General features: G+C 39.1%; 12 protein-coding genes and 1 riboswitch. Of the genes, 5 read left to right on the forward strand and 7 right to left on the reverse strand.

Features of this window, described 5'->3' with window-relative positions; translation table 11 throughout:
• Positions 1–51 precede the first annotated feature (51 nt).
• The gene (locus tag LVD16_RS03335) at positions 52–1,578 is read right to left on the reverse strand and encodes a TlpA family protein disulfide reductase (protein WP_233772170.1); all 1,527 of its coding nucleotides are present in this window, start codon (positions 1,576–1,578) and stop codon (positions 52–54) included.
• A 131-nt stretch (positions 1,579–1,709) separates the two neighbouring features.
• Positions 1,710–1,774, forward strand: a riboswitch (Fluoride riboswitch).
• 42 nt (positions 1,775–1,816) lie between these two features.
• On the opposite strand from LVD16_RS03335, the gene LVD16_RS03340 reads away from it, so the two are divergent.
• A complete protein-coding gene (locus LVD16_RS03340) occupies positions 1,817–3,133 on the forward strand; it encodes a voltage-gated chloride channel family protein (protein ID WP_233772171.1) in 1,317 nt (438 codons plus the stop codon).
• 177 nt (positions 3,134–3,310) lie between these two features.
• Here the strand turns inward: LVD16_RS03340 and LVD16_RS03345 are convergent, their stop codons facing one another.
• From LVD16_RS03345 to LVD16_RS03355, 3 genes are all read right to left on the reverse strand, one after another.
• Complete coding sequence (locus tag LVD16_RS03345; protein ID WP_233772172.1) at positions 3,311–5,125, reverse strand: pyruvate kinase; 1,815 nt, start codon at positions 5,123–5,125, stop codon at positions 3,311–3,313.
• 101 nt (positions 5,126–5,226) lie between these two features.
• Positions 5,227–5,643, reverse strand: a complete 417-nt coding sequence (locus LVD16_RS03350) for a VOC family protein (protein ID WP_233772173.1) — start codon at positions 5,641–5,643, stop codon at positions 5,227–5,229.
• Positions 5,644–5,712: 69 nt separating this feature from the next.
• Positions 5,713–6,132: a helix-turn-helix domain-containing protein gene (locus LVD16_RS03355; RefSeq protein WP_233772174.1), complete on the reverse strand. Its 420-nt coding sequence runs from the start codon at positions 6,130–6,132 to the stop codon at positions 5,713–5,715.
• A 231-nt stretch (positions 6,133–6,363) separates the two neighbouring features.
• On the opposite strand from LVD16_RS03355, the gene LVD16_RS03360 reads away from it, so the two are divergent.
• Entirely contained in the window at positions 6,364–6,810 is a 447-nt protein-coding gene (locus LVD16_RS03360) for a YdeI/OmpD-associated family protein (RefSeq protein ID WP_233772175.1), read from the forward strand.
• 80 nt (positions 6,811–6,890) lie between these two features.
• Positions 6,891–7,295: a hypothetical protein gene (locus LVD16_RS03365; protein ID WP_233772176.1), complete on the forward strand. Its 405-nt coding sequence runs from the start codon at positions 6,891–6,893 to the stop codon at positions 7,293–7,295.
• 78 nt (positions 7,296–7,373) lie between these two features.
• Here LVD16_RS03365 and LVD16_RS03370 read toward each other — a convergent pair whose 3' ends face one another.
• A complete protein-coding gene (locus LVD16_RS03370) occupies positions 7,374–9,431 on the reverse strand; it encodes a helix-turn-helix domain-containing protein (RefSeq protein ID WP_233772177.1) in 2,058 nt (685 codons plus the stop codon).
• A gap of 271 nt (positions 9,432–9,702) precedes the next feature.
• On the opposite strand from LVD16_RS03370, the gene LVD16_RS03375 reads away from it, so the two are divergent.
• Positions 9,703–9,897, forward strand: a complete 195-nt coding sequence (locus tag LVD16_RS03375; RefSeq protein WP_233772178.1) for a hypothetical protein — start codon at positions 9,703–9,705, stop codon at positions 9,895–9,897.
• A 62-nt stretch (positions 9,898–9,959) separates the two neighbouring features.
• On the forward strand, positions 9,960–10,340 hold the full coding sequence (locus tag LVD16_RS03380) for a VOC family protein (RefSeq protein ID WP_233772179.1): 381 nt from the start codon (positions 9,960–9,962) through the stop codon (positions 10,338–10,340).
• Positions 10,341–10,588: 248 nt separating this feature from the next.
• Here LVD16_RS03380 and LVD16_RS03385 read toward each other — a convergent pair whose 3' ends face one another.
• Positions 10,589–11,503, reverse strand: coding sequence for a hypothetical protein (locus LVD16_RS03385; protein WP_233772180.1), 915 nt, complete (start codon positions 11,501–11,503; stop codon positions 10,589–10,591).
• 137 nt (positions 11,504–11,640) lie between these two features.
• A complete protein-coding gene (locus LVD16_RS03390; protein ID WP_233772181.1) occupies positions 11,641–18,210 on the reverse strand; it encodes an alpha-2-macroglobulin family protein in 6,570 nt (2,189 codons plus the stop codon).
• Positions 18,211–18,256: the final 46 nt, after the last annotated feature.

The following is an 18,256-nucleotide window of genomic DNA, read 5'->3' on the forward strand; positions in this document are numbered from 1 at the left end:
TGATCTTTGTTTTATGTAGTAGCAACAATGTGCTGCGGTAATGGTTTCTAATTAACCTTGATCATTCAATAACTCTTGAATTTTATCTTCTACTACATCAGGTCGAAGATAGGAGCCATTGTCAATGATAATTCCGTCTTTATCTATCAAAAAATAATGTGGGATACCATTAATTTTAAGTGACGCTCGAATGTCATCACTCTGCTGTTTATCTAAATAATACTGCTGACCCGTCATTTGATGTTTGGATAATGTAGCCTTCCAAAGATCCTCTTTAGAATCCAGGCATAGATACACAAATGCCACTTCCTTCTCATCCAATTGTTCCATCAATCTCTTGGAATTAGGCATTTCACTAAGACAAGGTCCGCACCATGTAGCCCAGAAATCAACGTAAATTACTTTACCGCTATTTACACTAATAATACTATCCATAATGGCACCGGCGGAGGTAGACGAGACCTTCATTAGCATAGCGTCTGATGATAACTTTGGATTATCAACACTTTTTTTAATCTCCCTATATTTTTGCTCTAGTGGTTCTCGTAAGCCTGGGTTTGTAATTTCTGACGCTACTAATTCATGATATTTTTCATACAAGGCAATCTCAGATTTATCCAAACTCTGGCTAAATAATTCTGTAAGAACCAATTGCCTGAGCAAATCATCTGGTGTGTACTTCATGATACCATAAACAATTAATGAATCATAAATACTTGTAGGCGCAGCGAACATACCGTTGATTAAGAACTTTTTATTTTCCTCTGCTGCCATTAATTTCTTCCTGGCATAGTAATAATGGTAGGTATTAACAAAGTGCGATATGGAATAACCGCTAATGAGCATTTCCTCTGTTAATGGTAATGGATTTTGAAATCCATCAAAATACCCGTCTGGCACTGACCATTCTGATCTGTTTAAGTTCATAAGTGAGATATGTTCATCAGGATAATAGGCCAGATTATAATAATAATCCATTTGAATTAATGTTGACGCCCACAATGCCACCTTACCTGATGGTTTATATTTTGAAACAAAATGTTTCAGTTCATCCTCTCTTAATGTTTTTACGGAATCAAGGTAAATCACATAATCTTCCGCATCCTTCATTTTGGCCTTTTGTTTAGAATCCCAGTCTGAATACAATTCGTTCGAGTAGTATATTTTTTGAAAAGCTGCTGCATCTTCATTATCTCTACTGTGACTACCTCCTAATTTAATTGAGCTGAGCAACTCCGGTCTATCATTTTTACTGCCATCAAATTCCACATATATACTGTCTCCAGGATGTATTAATATCAGAAAGTTAGTTTTATAAAACAGCCAGGCATCTGTAGGCAGATAAGCCATAAATGACTCAGAAAATTTTCCCTCGTCATCGATTGTCGTCTCAAGCTGCAAGGGGCCTAAGCCGGGACGGTTAACGGTGATCTTTATCAATTCAAGATTAATATCATGGTTCCTTACCTTTCCCGCAATGGTAACTTGCCTGGCCATATCGTTTTCCTGAGCAGAAATATTATTGAAAACAGAGACCAAAACTAAAAATGAGAGTACAATCTGGTTGAGTAATTTCATTGATGTATTGTTAATGAAGGAAGAGTAATATTTTAAATTAAATATAATCTTACAATATTCATAATTATAAACCCCGAAATGATCATGTACAGCATCTTATATCTTCACAAAGTATTTTTTAATATCTTTGAGCCAAATTTGGCAATGAGGTCTGCCTTAAACCGTTCCGCAAGGTGCTGATGACTTCTACAAGCAATGGCTTATTTTGCCGATGTAGAATCATTAATGATCAGACTTTATGAATAAAGAAAAGCTTCGCAACCTTCTCAGCTCTATCGAGCAAATTCCTTCTTTAGTATACGTTCTTAAATGGTTTGTAATTTGCCTCCTGATTGGTGCAGTGGCAGGGAGCATTTCTGCCTTCTTTTTGGTAAGTCTTGAGTGGGCGACCAACTGGCGTGAAGAGCACCTTTGGATTATTGCCCTTCTTCCGGTGGGTGGTTTTATAGTAGGACTTTCATATCATCTATATGGAGATAGCGTGGTAAAAGGCAATAACCTTTTACTGGAAGAATTTCATAGCCCCAAAAAGATTATCCCGTTCAAAATGGCTCCTTTAGTGCTTTTTGGCACTGTGGTAACTCACTTTTTTGGTGGCTCTGCTGGTAGAGAGGGTACTGCAGTACAAATTGGAGGAGCCGTGGCTGACAGGTTCACTAAAATATTCAAGCTATCTAACCGCGATAGAAAGATCATTTTGATTGCTGGTATTAGTGCTGGTTTTGCTTCTGTTTTTGGAACACCTCTTGCCGGTGGTGTATTTGCTCTAGAGGTTCTTATTCTAGGAAGAATACGGCTAGATGCCATCATACCAAGCTTTCTGGCGGCCGTATTATCTGATTACTTCTGCAGAATATGGAACGTATCACACACTCATTATCATATTGATTCTGTGGTAGATATGAATGTTCCTAACCTGGGTTGGGCCATATTAGCTGGTATAATATTCGGGTTAGTGGCCATGCTTTTCTCTAAGTCTACCCATTTCTGGAGCAGCCTTTTTAAAAGTAAAATAAAATATCCTCCATTAAGACCTGTAATTGGTGGTGCCATATTGGCCATAGCTATCTATCTGATAGGCACTACTAAGTATATAGGCCTTGGTGTTCCTACCATTGTCGCCTCTTTTCATGAACAAATGAACTCCTATGACTTTCTGTTGAAGGTGCTATTTACCTCATTCACTTTAGGAGCCGGCTTTAAAGGCGGAGAAGTAACACCGCTATTTTATATAGGCGCCACCCTGGGCAATGCTCTAATCTGGTTTATCCCACTACCCATGGACCTTCTAGCTGGTATGGGATTCGTAGCTGTTTTTGCTGGTGCCACCAATACGCCTTTGGCCTGCGCATTAATGGGAATAGAGCTATTTGGCATAGAATCAGGCGTCTTCATAGCCATTGCCTGTAGTGTCGCTTATCTTTTTTCCGGCCATTCAGGCGTGTACTCTTCACAGCTGATTGGCAGCCCTAAAAATAGTCGTTATATCAGGGAGAAAGGCTTATCACTTTCTGATATTGCACGCCGCAGGAAAGAAAGATCAAGAAAACCTTAAAATAAGCCACCTTCTCGATGTGCTAAGCAACAAAACTTTTACTCCGGAATTCTGAGTAACACGAAGAATATCCGGAGTTTAGCTATTTGGAATTTTTCCGATAGATAATGAAAATAATTACATATACTCATCTCTTCTAGGACGATGGCATTTATGTATCAGCTTTCAATTCATTAGCTACTTCTTCATAATCTTCTTCAATTTCGGCAACACCGGTGCATTCTTATCCTGAAACATCTCGGATGAGATAATGATGGTATCTAATAATTTTATGGCCTCAATGATATGTGGACCTTTATTGAGCATAACACATTCAGCTTTCGCGGCATTTACCACATCTGTTATTTCTGATCGCGAGGGTAGGCCCTTTTTCGCCAGATTCTCTAACACCTGAGTAGCCCAAACCACCGGAATATGAGCGGCATTGCATATGGCTAACATTTCCTTTTGAATGCTACCTATTCTTTCCCAGCCTGTTTCTATGGCCAAGTCGCCTCGTGCTATCATCACGCCTATTTTCTTCAGCTTCATGGCCTCCATAAGTATCTTCGAAAGGTTGTCGTAGCCCTTTTGAGTTTCAATTTTCAGGATAACTCCTAACTTATCCTTCACACCTAACTTTTCCAGCTCAGAGATCATATCCTTCACATCTTCAGGGGTTTGTACGAAGGAAAAGTTAACTACATCAGCATGCTCAGCTATGAATTTAAGGTCTTCCTTATCTTTAGAAGTAAGGCCGCTGATCTGTACATTAGAATCAGGTAGGTTGATTCCTTTATCGGATTTAAGCTTGGTGCCACCAGACTTCGCTTTTACTATTCGGATCAGGAAATGATCATCTTCTATAGCTTCTACCTCACCAGTAATTTCACCATCATCAAAATAAATAGGGTCTCCTTTCTTTATGCCTTCCAGTGCAGCAGGCAGAGTACATGATAATTTGGCCGGACTCACCACATTGCCTTCATCATCAAACTTAGCAGGCTCCCCTTTAATCGAAGTTTTATAGAGTTTTAAATAATCGTCATTTTTTAAAAATATGATCTGGTCTACAGGAGGTAGCTCTTCAACCTTTACCTTACCGTGTGGTGCCGTTAACTGAGTATCGGTTTCAATATAGGCGGAATCATCACTGTGTGTGATAACAGTATTTTCATCTATTTCTATAACCTTAGTTATACGCGATTTCCCCCTCGTATCCTTAAATGAAATTTCATCCCCCACATTCAACTTTTCCAGCCATTCCAGGTTCACGGGTAATTCATCCGAGCCAAGCTCAATTTTCTCGCTACTTACCAGCTTAATTACTGCAGGTTCTACAACCTGGCCTAGGTCGTTTCGGTTGGGCTTAAAATGCTTTACACCCTTATGCCCTTTAATCTCACCTGTTCTAATCTTTGGCCCACCCACATCCATAGTTATAACTACTTCTTTCTCAAGCTTTTCAGAGGCCTTTTTGATATGGTTAATCATCGTGAGCCAATCCTCCGGTGTATCATGAGCACAATTGATTCTCGCGCAGTTCATACCACTGGCTACCATCTCCTCCACAAGCTCATATCGTTTTACAGCTTTGTCAGGAATAGTTACCATTATCCTCAGCCTTCTCTTGTCCGGCGTATTGCCCAGCAGACTTTTGGTGTTCTTTTTCAAGGCCTTCTCACTCTGCTTTATTGACATGTCATAATCATCATTTGGAGCACTACCTACACCGAGCAGATGATTGAGAAAAAACAGTGTTGTTTTGAGGCTAGCCTCCACATGTGCTTCCGACCGGGCCAGGCGTGACATGCCTAAATTTCCAAGGCGTTTTTGCAACTTACGAATGTCAAAAGAGCGTAAGGCCAGGTAATGCATCAGGTTGATAGCACTTTTCTGATGAGCTTTATCCACGGTCTTTATGAGTGACTGGTGCTCATCCTCATGTTTTTCTACGTGATTAAGAATTTCAGTTACAGCTGACCTTATCTCTTGAATTTTCTGCGGTTTCATGGAATTTCCTTTTCAATGGGTATATATGTAATAACGAACAGAAAGGAAATATTACTTTAAAAAAACGAATTTTAATACCTAAAGGTGAACCATGTTATTCACTATTCCTTTTTCTTCTCCCCAAGAGAAAACCAGTTACCAGAATCATCTACAAATAGAGCTTCATAGCCATAAAACTCTTTTGTTGGTTCCTTTTTAAAAACCACTCCTTTTGATTTCAGCTCTTCGTAAGTGGCCATTAAGTCATTGCATTCAAACACGCCAAATCCGAAGGTGCCTTTTTTCACAAGTTCGCGCATTTGTTCTGCCGCACCATCTTTGAACATCATACCATCCTGGATGGCCATTAAACTAATTTCCAGGTCAGGTTGCTCTGGAGGACAGACTGTTAGCCACCTCATACCTGGCCCCATTGGCGCATCGGTATGCACTTTAAAGCCTAACTTATTTACATAAAACTCATAGGCACTTTCCTGATCAAGCACGAACACGCTCATGTGATTTAATCTTGTAATCATATCGATATTGTTTATTTATAGGGCAAAAATGAAAACTTATCAGAGGGCGACCTTCTCGAAAATTGCTTTTTATAACCACCCATTATGGCTGGCAAAACAGGCCGGAATGAATTGCAAAGGTTGAACTTTTAAGTCTTCCTGCCTTCTCAAGGCCCTTACTTGAAAATCTGAAGGAGTTATTCCCACCGTTTTTTTAAAGAGTCCGGTAAAAGAACTGGTACTATTAAACCCTACCTGGAAACAGGTGTCAATTACGGGAGTATTCTGAGCCAATAATACTTTCGCTCTATCAATTCTCACTGAAGTAAGGTATTGATGAGGTGTTTTTCCGTAGGCAACCTTAAATAATCTTATAAAATGAAATTTTGAAAAATAAGATTCATTGGAGATCTGGCTGAGATCAATCTTCTCATCATAATGCTCATCCATAAATAATTTAGCATGAACAATGCGTTTGTATAGATATATTTTAGGATACTTCTCTGACATAAAATAAATGAACACAGAAATTAGAACATCCGCAGCTAATTGAGTTAAAAATGAGATTTCTGAGTCATGCCAATGATAAACAATTTATGGAGATAAAGTTAAACCAATCACTTTTAACAAAAATTTTAATTGTAAAAGACCCATTATTTGTCGCAATTAACCCGACTATAACTATATATTTCTTGCTAACTTGAAAATGACAAAATCATGAATTTATTAAATACTTAAGGCATGAAATTTAAAGCACATATATTTCAAAAAGGCAACAATCTGGGCATTGAGGTACCAGAGGAAATAATTGAAAAATTTGGCGCAGGGAAAAAGCCGCCTGTATCCATCACTCTCCAGGGTTACACTTATCAAACTACGGTTGGCGTAATGGCTGGCAAATATTTAATTCCATTGAATAGTTCACACCGCAAGCATGTGGATGTAAATGGTGGTGAAAATATTGAAGTAGATGTACAGCTGGATACCGCCCCGCGCGAGGTAGAAATACCAAGTGCATTGAAAGGTGAATTTAAAAACAATAAAGTGGCCGCTGATTTCTATGAAAATTTATCTCCGAGCTATAAAAATAAAATAGCAACTCTAATAGATTCAGCAAAAACAGATGAAACCAGAAATAAAAGAGTGGCTAAAGTGATGGAAGACCTCAGCCAGGGCGTAAAGCCTTAGCCTAGAAATATAGTTGTGCCATCCTATTTCTAATGTGTTCTTTTCGACGTAAGTTGAATATGATATAAGTGTTCATGCTTATGAGAAAGAATATCTCTTTTCTATTTGTGGTTAGTTGCTTATTCTCTTGCGATTATTTTGCTGACTATACTTATAAGGTAGTCAACGAATCAAGTGAAGCTATAACTATCCATGCCCAGAGTGATCAGGGAGGCTTTCGTATTCAGGATTCTCTTACGGTACTGCAAGAAGGTGAATTCTTAAAAATATCTGAAGACCTTGGCACTTCAGGAAAGCACCATATTCCCGAAGATAATTATACCAGTACGGATACTATTCCACCTATTAGCAGATTTCTTATCGTTATCAATGATCATGAATACGATACTTTAAGGTTCAGACATTTTTGGGATTATGAAGGCACTGAAAGAAACGGTATCTACACCCTTACAATAACTGATGAGTTGTTGGAAAAGATTAGATAGGAGTATAAGAATTTGCACCTTCGGATGAGTAATGTAATTTTCAAATCGTTAGTTTTCAGCCTTTGAAAGCAATACAACTCACATCAAACCCTTTCCTTCCAAAGACATTTTCAGCTTCGACTGATTTTTCCAGAAGTTATCTTCAATATCCTTCAATACTTTTGAATATTCAGGATGGCTCTTTAGTGATGCCATTATAGGATCGATTTTAATATATACCAATAGCCAATATTGGAAATCATGTTGCTGGGAGAAGATCTTCAATTGTTCAATGGCCTCTTCGTATTTGCCCTCGTAAGCATATTTATTGGCCAAACTGGCACTTTTGTAAATCGATTCATCATTTTGACAAAACTTTTCATAGGCTTCAAAAAATTTAGCGGCCTGTGCATCATCTCCCATCTTCTTATAAACGAATGCTATTTTAATATCTTCCTGAGGGAAAATATTCATACCTATTTGATCTTGCAGAGTGGTAAACTTCTGATAGTAATGAAACGCACTATCATAATTTTCCTGCAAATAATAGTTTTTAGCCACCTCTTGGATAATGTCCAACCTGGTAGTATCCTGCTGTAATTTCTTTAGTAGGCTCTGGCCTGTTTTCTCTAAATTCTCATCCCGGGCATAAAGCATCAAGTCTCTTACGTAACTGTACTCATTATTCGGAAAGTAATTAATGGACTTATCCATGTATTCAATGGCCTCATCTACAAAGCCGTTTTGAAAAAGGGCATTTGCAAGATGGAGACATAGATAGCTTTTCTGAATGGAATCATTGGCAGCCACATTCAGCTGCATTCCTTTGAGGGCGTATTCAAGGTACTTGGCAGTATTTGGGATCAGTCGAGAATAGATGTCAGCCAGTGTTTGAATGATGGCCGATGAATTCGGATTATATTCCAGTGCTTTTTCCAGATGAGGTAAGGCTGAAGCGTACTGCTCTGTTTGCATATAATAAAAAGCTTTGGCTAACAAACTTTGATCCGATTTAGAGTCATAAAGCAGGGCCTTATCGGCATAATTATTTATTTCATCAGTATACTTTTTCTCTACCTGAAAAAGGTCGAGGAAATAATATGATATAGCCACATCAGCATAAGCCACGGCAAATCCAGGGTCATGCTCAATGGCCTTTTTAAATAAAGGTATAGCCTTGCGCAAGCCATCTGCCGTTCTGGCTTGAAACGGTTCCAGGGCTTTTAGATAATAATCATAGGCTTCCAGGTTTTCTGTAGGTCTTTTCTTTATCTGCTCTAGCTCCTGCACAGAAACATAAGCCTTAATAGATGCGGCGATTTTGGTTGCTACCTCATTTTGAAGCAGAAATATATCGTTCATCTTTCTATTATATTGCTCGCCCCACAAGTGCTTATCTGAGTTAGCCTCAATCAGCTGAATATTGAGTAACACTTGATCCCCCACTTTCTGACCGCTCCCTTCGATAAAGTAGTTGACACCTAGCTCCTCCGCTATTTCAGGAATGGACTTATCAGTGTTTCTATACTTTTCTACAGAAGTGCGACTGATCACTCTGAGGTCTTTTATTTTCTGTAAGTTATTGAGTGTAGACTCCATCAGGCCGTTGATGAAGTAAATATTGGCACTATCACTACTTTCATTTTTGAAGGGCAAAACGGCAATGGACTTCTCCAGCTCAGGCTGCACTGTTTTATCTCCAGAATTATTAAAGAGTACAAGTATGGTAATAATAATTGCTAATAGCAGACTCCCCCCTATTATTAATCGATACTTATGAAAATAGCTTATTTGTAGTTTTGCAGGCTCCTCCTCCTTAGCCATTTTACCCGCTTCACCGGGAGAATAGCCATACTGTTCTCTAAAGCATTTAATAAAGTAAGAAGTACTGCCAAATCCCACCTCATAAGAAACCTCCGAAACATTTAAGGAAGTTTGCTGAAGCAAATCCAGTCCTTTCTTGAGTCTAACCTTTCTAATAAATTGACTGGCCGATAGCTCTGTATCTTTCTTCACTTTTCTGAGCAAATTAGATCTGCTCATATTCATGGCTTCTGCTAGTTCAGAAACCCCAAATTGCTCGTTAGAAATATTTTCCTGAATGACCTGCTCTACCTGAGAGATAAAGTCGTCTCCAGAAGTTGGTGCGTTTGACATAAGTATGTTTAAGGTCAATCAAAATTATAAAAATTTGAAATAAATACTGAAATCCATCGTGAATATGCCTCCACATTACGCCTGGCCGCATATCTTATAGTTTCTGCATCATAATTTTCATAGATCGCTGCATAACTTTTAACCCTTCAGCCCGCCTTTTTCAGAGCTTTGTACTCATAAAGGTTTGGAACCCAAGCTATACATAGATTAGCCATTAGACCAGAAAATCGACCTTTTTAAACCATTTGAAAAACAAATTAAATTAGATATTATGAACAAGACTACGTTATTTTTCCTAACCATCTTATTGACTATTATTGGGCTAACCTTAACAGGTTTAGGACTAGGTATTATTTTTGAACACCAATGGGCTGGTATACTCACCGGTTTAGGTCTGGGCATGCTAACTTCATCCGGACTGGCCCTGAAATATATCGGAGCAAAGGCCGATGAAAAAGTATTATAACGATTGATGTGGGCAATCACTTCCCTCTAGCATTTGTTTTAATCCAACGAGGTTTATCATTTATGAAATTAGATACAATAATAGCCGTTAAAGACATCCAAAAGAGTGCAGAATGGTATCAATCTCTACTGGGATGCAAAAGTGAAGGGCTGCATATTGTGACTCTTCTGGATGATGAAAGCGAGGTGATTCTTTGTTTGCACAAATGGGGCGAGCATGATCACCCTACCATGAAAAATTCAGATATTGTTCCAGGCAATGGCCTGATATTATATGTTCGGACGCATGATCTGCAAAAAATTAGAAATAATGCCCAACAAATGGATCATCAGGTTGAGCAAGAAATTGAGCTAAATCCTAATTCGCAAAAAAAAGAATTTGCTTTGAGAGATCCAGATGGTTATTATTTGATCATTTCTGAGTATCATGATTATGGGCGGTGACACCTCATCCCCAGCCCTTCTCCTCAAGGAGAAGGGAGTAGATTCTGTAAATTCAAAACCGACCCTCCACAGTCTTAAACTGTAACGTCACTCCGGAATTCGGAGGAGCGCGGAGAATATCCGGAGTCTTACTGATCATCTACACCTTACCTAATCTATGAAATGTACCCCTGAAAAGTGGGATTTCTGATCTTAAAAATCTGTAAATCATGGAAAAAAGAAGCAATGATTACCTGGCAGTCTTATAACTAAAGCACTGCAATAAACTCCTTCATAATCGCATTCTCCTTATCTTTGCGCTCTTTGTCTAAATGATCAATCTCCTTAAGCTTCTTGGCAATAGCTATTAAATCATCCCGGTTGCTAAGGGTTGCTATTCGTGTTAATAAAAACTCTTTGTACCAAATTTTTTCCACATCCATGTCTTTTAAATGCCTGGTTAGCAAGGTTAACATCTCTTCCCCACCATCATTAGCAACCAAGTCAATCAAACCTAAATCTTCATATTCATTTGTTTTGGAGTTAAATAAAGCATCTCGTAAAGTTTGAATTTGCGATTCCGACAATTCATTTTTCATAACATGGGTTTTGCTATCTCTGTCATAGAATGACATAAAATCACTTTCCGGTGATAATTCATAAGTTCCCTCCCAGCGGGTAACTCTGTTAGATGCACATTTTACAAGCCAATCGAGCGTAGCCTCAGCTCTCTTTTCATCATTCTTAATGCTGTTAATTTCCTGGAGTTCCACTATTCTCTGCTTGTAGATTTCAAATCCTTGCTCATCAAGCGTTTTCGCTCCATATGAAAGTGCATGAGTAATATATTCGTCATTCTCTGTTTTGTCTAAAAATGCCAAAACCGTAGTGCCTATTTCATAGCGGGCCGGAGCTGGACAAATCATATTCGGCGAAAACATAACTTGGATAACGCTATCTTTTAACTTGCCTTGTAAGAGCTCCTTTATCGATAATACTGCATATCGATCATGCCCATTTTTTGGAATATTAACTATATCAACTACATCTGCATAAATGATGTAATCCGCATCCTGAACCAATTTTCTCAACGGGCCAGGTGAAATAGGATAAGCGTGAATAGATGTAAAAGTGCCAATGGCAACTACCGCACTAAGTAAAATTTTTAAAGCTAACTTTTTCATAATCAATTAATTATTTGAGTTCGTTTATTTGAGATCTGATGATCAATAGTCTTTTTTAGTCACCTCATCCCCGGCCCTTCTCCTCAAGGAGAAGGGAGGAAGTCCTCTCCTTGAGGAGAGGATCTAGGTGAGGTGTCTTACTCCCCAATCTCCACTCTTATCCCTTCCGTATGATTACTAAACTCAGGAGCATACATGCACTGGATGGTGGTGATGCCATTGCTAAAATCTCCGGCATTGTTGGCTCTGAGGTCGTATTCAAACACAAATACGCCTTTACTCAAGTGCTCGAAGAAGAAATTGGTGCTGGCATCACGGGTGCTTTCATAGTAGCCAAGGCCATCCTGGTACTTGTAGCTCGAAAGCACATTGATGGGTTCCAGGCCTGATGCTCGCATGTCTTTCATGTGCACAAAATCCATTTCCCGATCTACCTTCAGTTCTATTCTTACTCGGATTTTATCTCCTATCTGAATCCCACTTTTAGAAATATTTTCCAGCTTTTCACCGGTATCAGTATTTACTACTTTGAATACTTTTTTGGTAAGTGAAAGCGGTGATGTCGCAGAGGTGATCTTATCCAGGTTTTCAAAATATTGCCAGTACAATGCTCCCCAGGCCACACCTTTATCTTTCTTGGTGAGTGTTACCTCGCTCATGGCCGGAGTAATTTCGGCTCCATCATAAGTTTTCTTGATATAGCCAGTGCCTGCTTCTGGCATGCTGCCATCTTCATTTTTAAGCTCCACTGTTTCAGTACCCAGCTTCACTGCTACGGTTTCATTTACATCCAACCAGCTGCTGCCCTGTAGCAGCAGTGCATACACAGCATCTGTTGTGGCCTTGGTAGAACTCCATTGATTGGTTTGCTTATTTTTCAACAACCATAATTTCAGATTATCCACATTTTTCTGTTGAGCCTCTCCGCCCAATTCGGTAAATGCTTCAATCATCAAAGCTTGCGTTTCGATAGGAGCCTGATACCAGAAATAACTGCTTTCATTGGCCTTCCAGTACATGCCCAATTCATCACTGGTAATACTGCGCTCATCAAGAGATTTTAAAATGGCATTTGCCAGCTTATCATCTGCATTTCTATGTAGTATCAACGCAAGCATTCCTTGTTGCATCAGCTGGTGCTCTTTCCAGAATTCTTTGGCTTGACCAAAATAATAATCAAAGGCAGGCTTCAGTTTATTGCTCACTTTCTCATCAGGGAAAAAGCTTATTAAATACAAATACTGAATTTGAATTGGGCCAATATGCTTCTCCTCCATATACTTTTTAGGATCCTTGCTCTGTTTTGAATTCTTCACTAGCTCCTGATAGTCATCAACAAATTCTGCCTCCAGGTAAGGAAGTGCCTTTTTCACCACCTCGTCAAGATCACCTATGTCTACTCCTAACTTTTGCAGGTGAGCTATTCCTATGATAATATGCTGGGTAATATATCGGTTTGGATAACGACTGCCGGCAAACCAGGGGAAACCTCCGTTGCTCATTTGCAACTGCTCCAGCTTTTTCACCACAGAAGCTTGCTGATCTTTCATGTGATTAAGATCAAAAAGTAAGGCAATCCTTTTCTTTTGCTGGGTTTCATTCTCAGCATCTCGCAGCCATGGTGTTTCTGAAATAATCAAAGACTTGAGCTCTTCATTTTTCTCCAACATACTCATTAAGGCATCTGACTCTTTCCATTGATCGAAAACTTTAGCGATTTTAGGATTAGAATTCACAATATGACTTCCGAGACTGTTGGCATAAAACCGGCTAAAAGTCTGCTCTGCACATTCATATGGAAACTCCATAAGATAAGGAAGTGCCTGAACCGCATACCAGGCCGGATTAGAAGTAATCTCTAAAGTAAGCTTATGGTGTTTCAGTGTTTTAGAGGTATTGTTTTTCAACTTATCCAGGGTGAAGGTTTTGGTTTCACCTGAGTGCACGTCCATAGACATAGTTTCTGTTACCAGCATACGATTGGTGAGTACCGGCAGCACGCTTTGCTCTCCATCAGAGAAGTTACCAGCTTTGGCAACCACTTTATATTCAACGGCTTGTAAACCAGCAGGAATGCTCAGTTTCCAGGAAACAGAGGTATTTCCTTTAGGCTTAATTTCAAAATTCTTAGTCTTTTCAGTTAACCCCAACTGCTCATCAATGGCCGCCCCTGTAGTAGCATCAAACAACTGCAATGCGGCAAAGCCTTGCAATAACTCATCTGAAAGACTGCTAATTTTGGCAGAAATAATGATCTCATCACTTTCGCGTAAAAAGCGCGGTGCATTAGGCGTTACCATCAGTTCTTTTTGAGTAACAGCCTGTAAAGTTTTCTGACCTACATGAAGCTCCTTATCATGCGCTAAAAGCTGTAGCTTCCAACGGGTAAGTGCCTCAGGAGCTGTGAATTCAAAACTTACTTCGCCATTTTCATCAGTACTCAATTGTGGAAAAAAGAAGGCTGTTTCTTTCAGATTGGTACGAGCTTGCACTTGGGAGAGTTCCTCTTCTATGGCGGCTTGTGTAGTTAATAGAATTACACCATTAGCTCCTTTGGAGCCATAAAGTGCCGTGGCCTCGGCCGCAGAAAGTACTTTGGCACTGGCAAGGTCTTTAGGATCAATCGAGTCTTTACTCACAATCCTGCCATCGAGAACGAAAAGTGCTTCTGAATTTTCATCAATAAAAGTTGAGGCCCCTCTTATAAGAACTTTGTCCGCGGCACCGGGGGCTGCAGCTGCATCCATTTCAATACTTATTTCCTCGCTAATCTCCTCCTCATCGGCAACCTCAGCATAAGCGACTGACCTTACTGCGGCACCGGCTCTATATTTTTTTCTTTCAACACCATACCCAACCACAACCACTTCAGACAGCTTACTTACATCTTCTCCAAGCGTAGCGTTAATCTTATTTTTATCCTTAACTGCTGCTTCCGTAGAATTGTAGCCAATAAAACTAAAGACTAAAACATCTTTACTACCAGCCAGTATCGAATAATGCCCCTCCATATCCGATACCGCACCTCGTTTGGTACCTTTAACCAGCACATTAACACCAGGAAGCGGTTCACCCAGATTATTGATCACATAGCCTTCTACATAACCCGCTTTTATATTACTATCAAATAGACTCTCGGTTTTTGACGGTTGACTTTTAAATTCTTTAAAGCGTTTGAGCACGCTTAAATACTGCTGATTAATATATCGATTATTATTAAAGCTGAACCCAAACCAATAAAAGTCATCAAAAGTGAGCCCAGGGGTATAATAATGCGGTTGAAAATTCCTGACTACTCCATTAGAAATACCAAAGCTTGGATGGGCATTACTTCTGGAATAAGAATAATAGGTAGAAAACTGGTATGGATTAAAATGCCAGTCATGGGGTTTAAACTGATCCAATGAAGCATCATACATACTGGCCAATAGCTCGGCTGAAACCTTTTCGTTATTTTCTCCCAAAATTTTGAATTTCCAGGTTTCTTCAGCACCCGGCTGCAGCTTGTCTCTGAAAACAGAAGTTTCAATAGATAACTTAGGGATGTCGCGAGTTACTGAAATGTTAATGCTATTGGCATTGAATGAATTATAACAGGCATAATGGTATTGAACAGCAAAACCGCCCAGATCCTTTTCCTCCACAGGTATTTTTATGGTTTTTACCTCATGGTTCAGCTTTACCACCCTTTGCTCTACTATTTTATGATCTTTTTCAATAAATAAGGTCACGTACACTTCATCAGCAACGCTGGCCAGTGACAGCTTCACTTCTTCACCAGGTTGGTAGGTGCTTTTGTCCTGATTGATAGTAAAAAGATCATTAGTTCCAGGTGTTTTTTCATTAGGATCAATGAGCTTAAACTTTTGCTTATCAACCACTTCAGTATCAAAACTATCTTTGGTGGTTAACACCATTTCGTAGTTAGCCAATTTCCATTTTTTCATGTTGGGCCAGCTTACCGTTTTGCTTTCCTGGGTGTTAAAGGCTATAGTGGTGACCAACTCCCTCTCTTCATCCGAGTTCATGATATCACTATATTCATCATGAGGAAATAGTTTGTGAAATTCCTCTTCGCTAAACCGTTGATGATCAGGCGCTGACCATGGTCGAAGCCGAGTGATACGGGTATTCTCGATCAATCTATAAATCTTTATTTCGCCCTTGGCAGGAGTAAATTGATCATTCAGGTTTTTAGTGAAAATGTTAAATTCTTTGGGAATATCATTTCTGTTCAATTGACCTGGTACTTCCATGGTAGCCACCATGGTATGATAACCTACTTTCACAGTAGTGGTGGCCGTTCTGGTTTCACCATTCAGATCCGTTACTTCTGCATTTACCTCATAAGTAAATATTGGTAAGTTGCCTTTGTCTGTAGATTCATCTGGAATCGCTTTAAAATCAATGGAATATTTACCGCTTGCGTCTGTAGTGGTTTCTCCATGAGTGATTTCCTGAGCATTAGAACTCGGATTGTAATAACCATATCTCCAGTAATACCAACGTGGATATTCTACTTTGCGAGTTACGGTATAGCTTACCTTGGCCTCGGTAACTTTACTACCTGCAAATGCCGCTGCCTCTCCTGAAACCTTGATGGTATCATTTACTCGGAATGACTGCGTCACCGGATCAAAATTCACTTCGAACCTTGGCCTTTTATACTCTTCTACCGATATGTTGAGCTGTGACCATTCGAAATCATCCATCAGATCATCAAATAGCTTGCTGTCATAATCCGAAGATTCTTCCACGCTTAGTGTGTATTGACCGGTAAGCCCACCGCGGGGTAAAATAAACTGGCCGCTGAATGAGCCATAGTCATTCGTTGATAATTCAAGAGTACTTACCTGCTCATTATTCACATCTTCCAACGTTACGGTAACATGTTCATTAGGCGCTATTGATGAGTGATCTCCCTTTCTTTGTATTAAAATTCCTTTGAAATAGACCGTCTGCCCTGGTCTGTAAATAGACCGGTCTGAAAATAGAAACGCCTTTACACTAACTCGGTCCTCATTATCATTTCTATAATTTCTATCATACATATAGATATTATGGAAATAGGCAGTATCTGTTTTGGTAGATACAATGGCATCATAATTATAAGATCGGCTCGGTGGTTTGCAATTGAAAGCTCCCTTTTCTGAGGTAGTAAATGACTTATTGTATAAAAATGATTTATCATTATTCTTTAAGGTTACGCTGGCTTTGTTGAAAGGCTCACCATTTTTTCGGTTAATCACCTGATAATTATAGGTCTCATCATCCTGTCTTTGTACCAGGGAAAGGTTAGTCACCTGAAGGTGCTGATAACTATAAAGCTCATTATCACCTATTTGATCTGTGTCGCTGGCAAATATCAGGTATCTCCCGTTGGGCAGTTCGGGAAAAAGTATTTCTGTTGAATGCTCTTCATAATCACCAAAATCTTTTAGGTCCGTTTTCCAGGTATTGACAGGTTTTAATTTTTTCAAAACGGCATACCGAGATGAGTCAGTATAGTCTTTATAAAACTGATCGTATTGTTTCGGTGTAACTTTGAAAATTTTAAAAAACAGCTTGTCAACATTCTTGTACTCTATCTTCAATCTGGAGGCAGTGGCTATAGGAATATAATCTTCTGCCTGTATGGTCAGCGCTTTACTTTTTATCTCGTTAACCATTGCCTTGCATCTCTCGGCTCCATAGCTGTCTGGATGCTTGCTGATGGCCATTTCACAGATTTCTAACGCCTTAGGTTTATGGTAATCTTTGAAAATATCGGCCCAGTTGTAGGCAATTAAAGTAGATGCCTCATGTTTCTCATATTCTGTATAAAATCTTTCTAAAGCATTCTGTTGAATATCATTTTTATCTCCATAGGTTCCATTTTCATAGACAAAATCCATGGCCTCCAATTTCACCAAAATATAGGCTGAGGGATCGTCATCTTTTTGATGGAACTTAATCAAGTCCTGATAGGTCTCCAAAGCCTTAAATTCTAATGAAAGTAAATCTTGTGTTTCTAATGAAACTGTTTCAAGATTAAGGTAGGTACTATCATCAATATAAAATTTGTAGGCGGGGCTGGTTAAAGAATTCTCTTTAGATTTATAAAACTCTAAGGCCTGATGGGCTAAGAAATCATACAGTGTTGGTCTATACTTTTGTGAATCACCATTTTCCTGAATTAGCTCCGCAAAACTTTCAATAGATGTTTTCTTAAGTACTTCAATATTTTGTAATGACAGTTCGTAATGCGTGCTAATCTCCTTAAATAAAGTGCGTAAATCCCAGGTTCTAAAATCTACAGGATCTACCTTTTCATCGGTTTCCGTTCTGTTGTAGATTCTCCAGCGGTTACTGTTAAAATACTCCTGAAGCATCTTTGCCACTAAGCTTTCCAGCACATTACTGGCCGGAGCTTTAGCGAGGGCAATTTCGTTTTTAAACCTCTTTATTATAGTTAGTTGTGCCTCTTCCTCCAGCTCCATGCTAAATTTAGACTGGTAGATCAAAGCTTTGATAAGCTGCTCTTCATCACCAGCTTTTTTTGCCTGAGCGTAAATTTTATCGACCACTTCGTTGGCCGACTTAGGCAGCCCATCTAATTCATATTGATATACTTGTTCCCACATGTTTTTAATATCTGTTGAGTTTTGGGCGAATACACAGCCATTGAGACTAAAATAAACCAGCAAAATTGAAAATAGCGTTCTCATAAATAGAGTTTTGGTTTTATATAATAACTATTAGACATCTTTAAAG

Source organism: Fulvivirga ligni, from assembly GCF_021389935.1.
GTDB classification, from domain to species: Bacteria; Bacteroidota; Bacteroidia; order Cytophagales; family Cyclobacteriaceae; genus Fulvivirga; species Fulvivirga ligni.

Coding starts and splice junctions, on each gene's coding strand:
- LVD16_RS03335 (WP_233772170.1), bottom strand. CDS start 1,578: ATGAAATTACTCAACCAGATTGTACTCTCATTTTTAGTTTTGGTCTCT.
- LVD16_RS03340 (WP_233772171.1), top strand. CDS start 1,817: ATGAATAAAGAAAAGCTTCGCAACCTTCTCAGCTCTATCGAGCAAATT.
- LVD16_RS03345 (WP_233772172.1), bottom strand. CDS start 5,125: ATGAAACCGCAGAAAATTCAAGAGATAAGGTCAGCTGTAACTGAAATT.
- LVD16_RS03350 (WP_233772173.1), bottom strand. CDS start 5,643: ATGATTACAAGATTAAATCACATGAGCGTGTTCGTGCTTGATCAGGAA.
- LVD16_RS03355 (WP_233772174.1), bottom strand. CDS start 6,132: ATGTCAGAGAAGTATCCTAAAATATATCTATACAAACGCATTGTTCAT.
- LVD16_RS03360 (WP_233772175.1), top strand. CDS start 6,364: ATGAAATTTAAAGCACATATATTTCAAAAAGGCAACAATCTGGGCATT.
- LVD16_RS03365 (WP_233772176.1), top strand. CDS start 6,891: ATGAGAAAGAATATCTCTTTTCTATTTGTGGTTAGTTGCTTATTCTCT.
- LVD16_RS03370 (WP_233772177.1), bottom strand. CDS start 9,431: ATGTCAAACGCACCAACTTCTGGAGACGACTTTATCTCTCAGGTAGAG.
- LVD16_RS03375 (WP_233772178.1), top strand. CDS start 9,703: ATGAACAAGACTACGTTATTTTTCCTAACCATCTTATTGACTATTATT.
- LVD16_RS03380 (WP_233772179.1), top strand. CDS start 9,960: ATGAAATTAGATACAATAATAGCCGTTAAAGACATCCAAAAGAGTGCA.
- LVD16_RS03385 (WP_233772180.1), bottom strand. CDS start 11,503: ATGAAAAAGTTAGCTTTAAAAATTTTACTTAGTGCGGTAGTTGCCATT.
- LVD16_RS03390 (WP_233772181.1), bottom strand. CDS start 18,210: ATGAGAACGCTATTTTCAATTTTGCTGGTTTATTTTAGTCTCAATGGC.